Genomic DNA, 9,775 nt, shown 5'->3' with positions numbered 1-9,775 from the left:
ATCTGTTCTCGCCCCCGCTGCCTATGTCTGCCTGCAGTGGTGCCTGCCGGCAGCTGCTTATGAGTTCAGCGCCTTAGCCAAAGCCGCGGGGCGTTTGGTTGAGACCACCCAGTAGGGCGTCGGGTCCGCGGGGTCGTTGATGTGCACCCGGACGGCCTGCTTCACCCACGGGCGGATCATGAGAAATGCGCGTGCATCCAGCTGCGGTCCGCGAGCCTGGAACGCCGCAGCGGGGCCCAAAGGCTCAACTTCGGTGATGAAGCTGCGCTCGATGTGTGCCCGCCCCGCATAGAAGTGTGTGTCGGTTACGAGGATCTTCGCGCCCATAGTCATCAGCCAGGTCGCCGCGAGGGCGAAGACGACCACGGGCACCACGATCGCGCCGAGCGGCCAGACGGGGTAGACCATGGCAGCGGTCATTGATGACAGGAACAGTGCCACAATCCACCAGGTGATCGTGGGTGAGAGCTTCTCGACGTAGGCGACGCCCTGCGTCGCGGAGGCGGGGGAGTTCATGTGCCCCATTGTCCCACGTGGCTGGCGCGGTGTTCGGCCGCCCGGTTCACGAAGTGGCATCGGCACGCACTAAGCACTAAAGTCCTGCCCGTGGCTGCCAATATCGTTCCCGTCCAACTCAAAGTTCTCGACCCGGGGCTTCCCGTGCCCGCCTATGAGCACTCCGGTGATGCCGGCTGCGATCTGATCGCCGCCGAAGATGTCGTGCTGCAGCCGGGGGAGCGTCGCCGAGTTCCGACCGGAATTGCTCTGTCGATTCCCGAAGGGTACGCGGGCTTCATTCACCCCCGATCGGGACTGTCATCAAAAGCCGGTGTGACCGTCATCAACGCGCCGGGCACCATCGATGCGGGCTACCGGGGCGAAATCCAGGTTCCGCTGGTCAACCTCGATCCGGATGCGACCGCGACGATTTCGCGCGGTGACCGCATTGCGCAGCTCGTCATTCAGGAGGTCTCCCGGGCGGAATTCGAGATTGTCGATACGCTGTCAACATCAGACCGGGGCAGTGCCGGTTTCGGATCAACCGGCGGATTCACCCACAACGAGGAGCAGTAGATGTCATTCTTCAGCCGTTTTCGCAAGGCCAAGCCGTCAGAGGAACCGAACGAAGAACCGAACAGCACCGAAGAAGTCGCCGCTGACGAAGCTGCGGCTGACGAAGCTGCAGAAGTCGACGCCGACGATGACTTCGCGGCGAAGGAAGGCCCGCGCGACCGTGCCGAGAACGGTCCGTGGGACGCATCCGAAGAGGCCTCTGAGGCTGACCGCCTTGACCTTGGTGCTCTGAAGATTCCCGTGTACGACCAGATGCAGGTACAGCTTGAGCAGACCGAGGACACGCGCGAAATCGTCGCCGTCACACTCGTGCACAAGGGCGGAAACCTGCAGCTGCAGGCCTTCGCCGCTTCTAAAGCAGAAGGCATCTGGGGCGATGTGCGCACCCAGACTGCGGCAAACATTGAACAGGCCGGCGGTTCGGCAGCTGAGCGCTACACCGAATTCGGCACCGAGCTGCACGCCGAAGTTCCCGTCAAGCTCGACGGTGAAGACACCCCGTCCCTGCGCCCCGTGCACTTCATCGGCATTGACGGGCCCCGCTGGTTCCTCCGGGCAGCACTGACGAACGCGGCCGCAGAAGACAGCCCCGCGAGTGAAGAGCTGCGCAAGGTGCTGCGAGGCGTCATCGTCGACCGCGGCGAAGAAGCCCGACCTCCGCGCGAACTGCTGATGCTCACCCCGCCGAACACGGAACCGAAGCGGGAAGAATCAGACGACGACGATCCGCTCAACCCGGGTCCCACAATTGCCGAAGTCCGCTGACAGCGGAACGCGCGCTGCACGTGTAGCCGAACTGCCGCGTCAGGCGCGGACCTGCGTGCCGATCAGCGAGGTCGAAGACCGCGACACCGCGTCGGTGGCCGGAACCATCAGGTCGATCACGCGGTCAGCACACGGTGCAAACCCGACATTCGACTGTGTCGTCGCCGACGACACGGGCGAGGTGCGGGTTCGCTTCTTGGGTGTGCGGGAAATCTCGGGCCTCCTGCCCGGTCGTCCGGTCGCAGTGCACGGCAAATTCTGCCTGCTGGGCGGTGAAATGGTCACCCTCTGTCCGGCCTACACACTGCTGCGCGGCAGACCCTCAACAGCGCTTCGGTGATCAGCGGGTCATTGCCGTCAGCTGCGAATGCAGCTCCGGCAGGGTCAGGAAGTACAGTTCATCGCCGGCGATGAGTGAATCATCGGCATCGGGAGCGAAGGCACGGCCCTGCCGGACCAGGGCAACGAGAACAGTGTCGGCCGGCCACGAAACGTCGCCCACACGCTGACCCGTGATGGCAGCGGTTTCGTGCAGCGTCACCTCGACAAGGGATGTGCCGCCGCGCTGCAGGTTCATCAGCTGCACCAGACCGCCGACCTCGACTGCTTCTTCGACCAGCGCGGTGAGCAGACGAGGTGTTGACACGGCAACATCAACACCCCAGCTGTCGTCGAACAGCCATTCGTTGCGGGGATTGTTGACTCGGCTGACAGTGCGGGGAACACCGAACTCGGTTTTCGCCAGCAGGCTCAGCACCAGGTTCGTCTTGTCATCACCCGTCGCCGCAACGACGACATCGGCGTAGTCAAGATTGGCTTCGGCCAGACCATCGGGTTCGCAGGCATCAGACAGGAGCCACTGCGCGCCTGGCACCAGGTCACGGCGGATTGCGTCCTTGTCTTTGTCAATGAGCAGGACGGTATGCCCGTTCTCCAAAAGCTCACGGGCCACGGAATTGCCGACGGAGCCGGCTCCGGCGATGACGACCTTCATGGTGACTCCTCTCAGTCCTGCTGCCTGTACTGCTGTGCCGGGGGCGCATCGAGAATCCGCTCGATGTCCTCGAGGTCGTCCATCCGCGACATGATGTGCACAAGATCGCCCTCCTGCAGGAGGGTGTCCTTCTGCGGCAGGATGCCCTCACCCGACCGGGTGATGAAGCCCACGCGGCCCGGCACCGCATCTTCGATTTCGAGAACGGAGTGCGAAACCCACGCCGGGTTGACATGCACTTCTGACAGGCCGATCTGTCCGGACGGGTCGCGGTATTCGTTGACGGAACCCTGCGGAATGAGCCGGCGCATCATCTGCTCGGCCGTCCACCGGACCGTCGCCACGGTCGGCACGCCCAGCCGTTCGAAGATCTGGGCGCGCTTGGGGTCGTAGATGCGAGCTGCGATGTTCTTCACGCCGAAGGTTTCACGGGCGACGCGTGCGGCCAGAATGTTCGAATTGTCGCCGGAAGAGACCGCGGCGAAGGCGTAGGCACCATCGACTCTGGCGCGTTTGAGGACATCCCGATCGAAGCCGACACCCGTGATGGTCGAACCGGAGAAGTCCGGGCCCAGCTTGAGGAACGCATCCGGATCCTGGTCGATGACCGCCACCGTGTGTCCGCGACTGTCGAGTGTCCTGGCCAGGAGAGCGCCGACGCGCCCGCAGCCCATAATCACAAAGTGCACGGCATCCGCCTTCTTCACAGTTGACTACCATGGGGGCCGTGGCAAGCAGTTTTACCTATGCGCTCAAGCGCGCAGTCGTTGGACGGCCGTTTCGCAGTGACCACTTTAGACGCGAAGCGCTCCCAAAGCGCCTCGCAATGCCGGTTTTTGCCTCAGACATGCTGTCCTCGGTCACCTACGCGCCGGATGAGATTCTGCTTGCCCTGTCGACCTCCGGGATCGTGGCGATCACCATTTCGCCGTGGATCGGCCTTGCCGTAGGCGTCGTCACTCTCATCATGGTGCTGTGCTTCCGGCTCACGCTGCGGGCATATCCGGCCGGCGGTGACTATTCGGTTGTCGCGCAGAATCTCGGTGTCCGCCCGGCCAGGCTCGTCGCCGCCGCTCTTCTGGTGGACTTCGTCTTGACCCTGTCCGTGTCAATGGCGGTGTTCGCCGGCTTTGTTGCCCAGCTTGTTCCGTCGCTGCGCGGCTACACGGTTCTTGTTGCGCTTGGAGGCGTGGCCGTTGTGTCGCTGTTCGGTCTGCGCGGCTGGAAGGGCACTCGCACGCTCATGGCGGTGCCCACGTACACGTTCATTGCACTCGTGTTCATCATGCTGGCCGTCGGCTTCGGCCGGATGCTCGCCGGTGATCTTCCGCAGGCTGAAAGCGCTGCGTTCACTCTGGAGCCCTTGGCCGGCGTTGATACTGCGATGCAGGGCTTGGCTGCCGTGTTCATCGTCCTGCGAGCCTTCTCTTCGGGGTCCGTGGCGGTCGCCGGAATCGAGACGGTCGCTGCCGCAGCCCCGAAGTTCCGTCAGCCGCGCGGCCGCAATGCCGGAAACACGCTGCTCATCACGGGTGCCCTGTCGGCGACGATGCTCGTGGGGCTCATGTGGCTGGCCTCTGAGCTGGGCATCAAATATGCGGCCGACCCCGCAGCTCAGCTTTCCAAGAACGGCCACAGCGTCGGGCCCGACTACGTGCAGCACCCAGTGGTGGGGCAGATGGCCGAGGCGGTGTTCTCGTTTTCGCCGGTGCTCACCGCCGTTGTCATCGTCGTGTCAGCGCTCATCCTCCTGGTTGCGGCGAACACCGCCATCGAGGGCTTCCCGGTCCTGGCATCGCGCCTGGCCCGCGACGAGCTGCTGCCCAAGCAGATGGCCACCCGCGGAGACCGCATGACGTTCTCCAACGGCATCCTCGTGTTGGCGGGCGCGTCGATGCTCATCATCTTCATCACGGACGCACAGCCCACCAAGCTCATTGAGCTGTATCTGGTGGGTGTGTTCCTGTCGTTCTCTTTGGGCCAGCTGGCCATGGTCCGCCACTGGAGTCGCATTCTGCGCCGTACCGTTTCCGGGCCCAAGCGCACCAAGATGCTCATTGCCCGTCTGGTCGGCTTCGTCGGAGTGGTTCTTGGACTGACGGTTCTCGTGGTGGTCATCATCACGAAGTTCGTCGGCGGGGTGTGGATGGCGCTGCTGGCGATGTTCCTGCTGTACGCGCTCATGGGCGGCATCTTCCGTCACTATTCGGCAGTCAATCGCGACCTGAGCGTCGATCCGGAAGATACGGATGTGCGCCGCCTGCCGGCCGGAACACGCGCGGTCGTCGTCGTCACCAGCATCAACAAACCCGCTTTGCGCGCTGTTGCCTATGCACGGGCCAGCCGTCCCACTCAGCTGGAGGCGATTACTGTTGCGGTCGATGCCGAAGCGGTTGAGGAAATCCAAAAGCAGTGGGACGCGATGGAGCTGACGGTTCCGCTGACCATCATCGGTTCGCCGTTCAGGGAACTCATCCGTCCGATCATGCGGCACGTGACGACCCTGCGTCGCCGTCATCCGCAGGACCTCATCATCGTCTACATTCCCCAGTTCATCGTGGGCCGCTGGTGGGAGTCGCTGCTGCACAACCAGACGGTTCTGCGGCTGAAGTCGTTCTTGGCTTTCCTGCCCGGTGTGGTTGTTGCGACCGTGCCGTGGCGCCTGGAGTCCTTCAACCGCAGTCAGGTGGTTCTGGAAAGCGCGGAGGGCAATATCGAACTGTCTGACCTCAGGATGAAGAAATGACTGCTCAGCGTCCCGCGGTCGGTGACCGCCGTGTTCTTGTTCCCGATGCCCCGGCTGCCGGGGGAGCGGCCGCTGCCCGCACCGAGGACGGGGTTGTCTTCGTTGACGGTGCCCTTCCGGGAGAAACGGTCGAGGTGGAGCTGACCCAGGTGAAGAAGCGCTTTGCTCGCGCTCGGGTCACCTCGGTTGTCACGCCATCAGAGCACCGTGTTCCCGACCGGCTGACTGCCTGCGGTGCCGCAGGCGTCGGCGGGGTGGAGTTCGCTTCGGTTGATCTTGCGTATTCGCGCAGGCTCAAAGCCGAAGCCGCCCGGCAGCAGCTGGAGCGGATCGGCGGCATCGAATGGGACCTGCGGGTCAGCTCACTGCCGCGTGAAGCTGATGGAGGCTCCGGTATGGACTGGAGAACCCGAGTGCAGCTTGCCGTGGGCCCGGACGGCCAGCCCGGCCTGAGGGCCGGGGGATCTCACCGGGTTGTTCCGGTGTCCCTTATTCCGCTGGCGGTCGATGAGCTCAATGACCTGGGTCTGCACCGGCAGACCCTGCCCGGGCTGTCGAGGCTCGAGCTCGTCGCCTCGGCTGGCGGCGGGGCGATCATCGCCGTGGGGCAGCCGAAAGAGGCCGTGCTGGGCAAGCTGAGGGAAATCGCAGCCGCGCAGCCGGGTGCCTGGTCTGTTCTGCTGCGCACAGAGGGCAAGCGCAATCGCGGTCGCCCAGCACCCCCGCAGGTTCTCGCGGGCACTGGACGGGTGCGCGAAGAAGTCCGCGGCCAGCGCTTCGGTCTGGACGCCGACGGCTTCTGGCAGGTGCACGTGGATGCCGCGGATGTTCTGTCAGCGAAAGTTCTCGAGTTCGCGAGCCGTCCGCAGTCCGCACTTGATCTGTACTGTGGGGCCGGGCTGTTCTCGGTGTTCCTCGCCAAGGCGGGGGCCAAAGTCACCGGGATCGAAGGATCGCAGGCGGCGATTCAGTCCGCCAGAGCCAACGCGGAAGGCCTGCCGGCCAAGTTCGAAGTCGGACGCATTGAAAAGCTCGGAATGCTTCCGCCAGCCGACACCGTCGTGCTCGACCCGCCCCGAGCGGGAGCCGGAGAAGACGTCGTCAACACGATCGGCGCCTCGGCGGCGGGAAGGGTCGTCTACGTCAGCTGCGACGCCGGGACTTTCGCGCGTGACGCTCGCGGCCTGCTCGACTGCGGTTTTGAACTTGCGCACCTGGAAGGCTGGGATGCCTTCCCGCTGACGAAGCACACCGAATTCACCGCTGTCTTCACTCGCTGAGACCGGGCGCGGCAGCCGTGCCCCGGTGGTGGAGAACACTGTGGTGATGCGATAAGATTTATCTTGACGTCAAGATACTTTGCACAACGTTTTTGTTGCCTAATTCGAGCTCGGATGAAGCCGAGCCGGGCGCAGGGTATCGAGAGCGAACGAACAGGAGAGTCACTTGAGCAACGTCGACAGTTTCAAGTCCAAGGGCACTCTTGAGGTCGGAGACAAGTCCTACGAGATCTACCGCCTCAGCGCGGTCGATGGTTCGGACAAGCTTCCGTTCAGCCTCAAGGTCCTGCTGGAGAACCTGCTCCGCACCGAAGACGGTGCCAACATCACCGAGGACCACATCAAGGCACTCGCCTCGTGGGACCCCAAGGCCGAACCGAGCGTTGAAATCCAGTTCACGCCGGCTCGTGTCGTCATGCAGGACTTCACCGGTGTTCCCTGCATCGTCGACCTCGCCACCATGCGCGAAGCCGTTAAGGAACTCGGCGGTAACCCGGACGACATCAACCCGCTGGCTCCCGCTGAACTCGTCATCGACCACTCGGTCCAGATTGACTCCTTCGGCAACGCAGACGCCATCGAGCGCAACATGGACATCGAATACCAGCGCAACGGTGAGCGCTACCAGTTCCTGCGCTGGGGCCAGACCGCATTCGACGACTTCAAGGTCGTTCCCCCGGGCATGGGCATCGTCCACCAGGTCAACATCGAATACCTGGCACGTGTCGTCATGGCCCGCGAAGTCGGCGGCGTGACCCGCGCTTACCCCGACACCCTCGTCGGCACTGACTCCCACACCACCATGGTCAACGGCCTCGGTGTGCTCGGCTGGGGCGTGGGCGGCATCGAAGCCGAAGCAGCAATGCTCGGCCAGCCCGTCTCCATGCTCATTCCGCGCGTCGTCGGCTTTAAGCTCAAGGGCGAAATCCCCTCCGGCGTGACCGCTACCGACGTCGTTCTGACGATCACCGACATGCTCCGCCAGCACGGTGTTGTCGGCAAGTTCGTTGAGTTCTACGGCGAAGGCGTTGGAGCCGTTCCGCTGGCCAACCGCGCCACGATCGGCAACATGAGCCCCGAATTCGGTTCGACCGCCGCCATGTTCCCCATCGACGACGTCACCATCGACTACCTCAAGCTCACCGGCCGTTCGGACGAGCAGATTGAGCTGGTCGAAAAGTACGCCAAGGAACAGGGCCTGTGGCACGACCCGTCGAACGAAGTCGAGTACTCCGAGTACCTCGAACTCGACCTGTCGACGGTCGTTCCTTCGATCTCCGGTCCGAAGCGTCCGCAGGACCGCATCGAACTGTCTGACGCCAAGGCTCAGTTCGCCAAGGACATCCACAACTACGCTCAGCCGGGCGAAGAGGACAAGTCCGTCGACGTCTCCATGGGCGACGGCCGCGAATTCGAACTGAAGAACGGTGCGGTTGCCATTGCGTCGATCACCTCGTGCACCAACACCTCGAACCCGTCGGTCATGATGGCCGCAGGTCTGCTGGCCCGCAACGCCCGCAAGAAGGGTCTGAACTCCAAGCCGTGGGTCAAGACCTCGATTGCTCCCGGTTCGAAGGTCGTCACCGACTACTACACCAAGGCCGGCCTCATCGAAGACCTCGAGGCGCTGAACTTCTTCATCGTCGGCTACGGCTGCACCACCTGCATCGGCAACTCCGGTCCGCTCGAATCGGAGATCTCGGAAGCCATTCAGGACAACGACCTTTCGGTCACCGCAGTCCTGTCCGGTAACCGCAACTTCGAAGGCCGCATCAGCCCGGACGTCAAGATGAACTACCTGGCTTCGCCGCCGCTGGTCATCGCATACGCCCTGGCCGGAAGCATGGACTTCGACTTCGAAAACCAGCCGCTGGGTCAGGATCAGGACGGAAACGACGTCTTCCTCAAGGACATCTGGCCTTCGCCGGAAGAAGTCGAAAGCGTCATCGACTCCTCGATTTCGACCGAAGCCTACAAGTCCGAATACGGCACCATCTTCGACGGTGACGAGCGCTGGCAGAAGCTCGACACCCCGTCCGGTTCCGTCTTCGAATGGGACGACGAATCGACCTACGTCCGCAAGCCCCCGTACTTCGAGGGCATGGAACTCGAACCGGCACCGGTCAAGGACATCGAAGGTGCCCGCGTGCTCGCCAAGCTCGGCGACTCGGTCACCACTGACCACATTTCGCCGGCTGGTTCCTTCAAGGCCGACACCCCGGCCGGTAAGTACCTCACCGAGCACGGTGTTGAGCGCAAGGACTTCAACTCCTACGGTTCGCGCCGCGGTAACCACGAAGTGATGATTCGCGGTACGTTCGCCAACATCCGCCTGCAGAACCTGCTGCTCGACGGTGTTCAGGGTGGCTTCACCCGCGACTTCACGCAGGAAGGCGGCCCGCAGACCACCATCTACGACGCCGCTATGAACTACCAGGCTGCCGGCACCCCGCTGGTCGTCCTCGGCGGTAAGGAATACGGCTCCGGTTCTTCGCGTGACTGGGCTGCAAAGGGCACCAAGCTGCTCGGCGTTGCCGCTGTCATCGCTGAGAGCTTCGAGCGCATCCACCGTTCGAACCTGATCGGCATGGGTGTTCTGCCCATGCAGTTCCCGGCCGGTGAAAGCGCTGACACGCTGGGCCTGGACGGCACCGAGACCTTCTCGATCGCAGGTGTCGAACAGCTCAACGAAGGTGTCACGCCGAAGACGCTCAAGGTCACCGCGACCAAGGACAACGGTGAAACCGTTGAGTTCGACGCTGTTCTGCGCATCGACACCCCCGGTGAAGCCGACTACTACCGCAACGGCGGCATCCTCCAGTACGTCCTCCGCTCGCTCGTGAAGTGACGCACTGAAGATTCGCTGAAGCCGTAAGGCAGCGCTGAAGCGGGCCGGATCATATGATCCGGCCCGCT

At 63.3% G+C, this 9,775-nt stretch carries 9 protein-coding genes; 6 read left to right on the top strand and 3 right to left on the bottom strand.

Annotated features, from left to right (window positions below):
- Positions 1–57: 57 nt before the first annotated feature.
- Positions 58–516 carry a DUF3093 domain-containing protein gene (locus tag HMPREF3087_RS00285; protein ID WP_070424889.1) on the bottom strand — a complete coding sequence of 153 codons (459 nt, stop codon included), beginning with the start codon at positions 514–516 and terminating at the stop codon, positions 58–60.
- Between the two features lie 90 nt (positions 517–606).
- Here HMPREF3087_RS00285 and dut point away from each other — a divergent pair, with 90 nt between their 5' ends.
- The 3 genes from dut to HMPREF3087_RS00270 are packed head-to-tail and all read left to right on the top strand — an operon-like array spanning position 607 to position 2,179.
- A complete protein-coding gene (gene dut, locus HMPREF3087_RS00280; protein WP_061941247.1) occupies positions 607–1,074 on the top strand; it encodes a dUTP diphosphatase in 468 nt (155 codons plus the stop codon).
- Positions 1,075–1,839 (top strand): DUF3710 domain-containing protein, encoded by a 765-nt coding sequence (locus tag HMPREF3087_RS00275; RefSeq protein WP_070424890.1) that lies wholly within the window; start codon positions 1,075–1,077, stop codon positions 1,837–1,839. It begins immediately after the preceding gene.
- Positions 1,823–2,179: a single stranded DNA-binding domain-containing protein gene (locus HMPREF3087_RS00270; protein WP_061941242.1), complete on the top strand. Its 357-nt coding sequence runs from the start codon at positions 1,823–1,825 to the stop codon at positions 2,177–2,179. Before HMPREF3087_RS00275 ends, HMPREF3087_RS00270 begins: the two co-directional genes overlap by 17 nt.
- Here HMPREF3087_RS00270 and HMPREF3087_RS00265 read toward each other — a convergent pair whose 3' ends face one another.
- Both HMPREF3087_RS00265 and HMPREF3087_RS00260 read right to left on the bottom strand, forming a co-directional pair.
- Positions 2,180–2,833: a potassium channel family protein gene (locus HMPREF3087_RS00265; RefSeq protein WP_061941239.1), complete on the bottom strand. Its 654-nt coding sequence runs from the start codon at positions 2,831–2,833 to the stop codon at positions 2,180–2,182.
- 11 nt (positions 2,834–2,844) lie between these two features.
- The gene (locus tag HMPREF3087_RS00260) at positions 2,845–3,522 is read right to left on the bottom strand and encodes a potassium channel family protein (protein ID WP_061941237.1); all 678 of its coding nucleotides are present in this window, start codon (positions 3,520–3,522) and stop codon (positions 2,845–2,847) included.
- A gap of 137 nt (positions 3,523–3,659) precedes the next feature.
- On the opposite strand from HMPREF3087_RS00260, the gene HMPREF3087_RS00255 reads away from it, so the two are divergent.
- The 3 genes from HMPREF3087_RS00255 (at position 3,660) to acnA (ending at position 9,707) form a co-directional block, all read left to right on the top strand.
- Positions 3,660–5,579 carry an APC family permease gene (locus HMPREF3087_RS00255; protein ID WP_070427640.1) on the top strand — a complete coding sequence of 640 codons (1,920 nt, stop codon included), beginning with the start codon at positions 3,660–3,662 and terminating at the stop codon, positions 5,577–5,579.
- On the top strand, positions 5,576–6,859 hold the full coding sequence (locus HMPREF3087_RS00250) for a class I SAM-dependent RNA methyltransferase (RefSeq protein ID WP_070427639.1): 1,284 nt from the start codon (positions 5,576–5,578) through the stop codon (positions 6,857–6,859). The genes HMPREF3087_RS00255 and HMPREF3087_RS00250 overlap by 4 nt, the downstream gene beginning before the upstream one ends.
- A gap of 166 nt (positions 6,860–7,025) precedes the next feature.
- Positions 7,026–9,707, top strand: a complete 2,682-nt coding sequence (gene acnA / locus HMPREF3087_RS00245) for an aconitate hydratase AcnA (protein WP_062020892.1) — start codon at positions 7,026–7,028, stop codon at positions 9,705–9,707.
- Positions 9,708–9,775 lie beyond the last annotated feature (68 nt).

Source organism: Brevibacterium sp. HMSC22B09 (assembly GCF_001806795.1).
In the GTDB taxonomy this organism is placed as follows: domain Bacteria; phylum Actinomycetota; class Actinomycetes; order Actinomycetales; family Brevibacteriaceae; genus Brevibacterium; species Brevibacterium ravenspurgense.
This window is presented reverse-complemented; position numbering and strand designations above follow the sequence as displayed.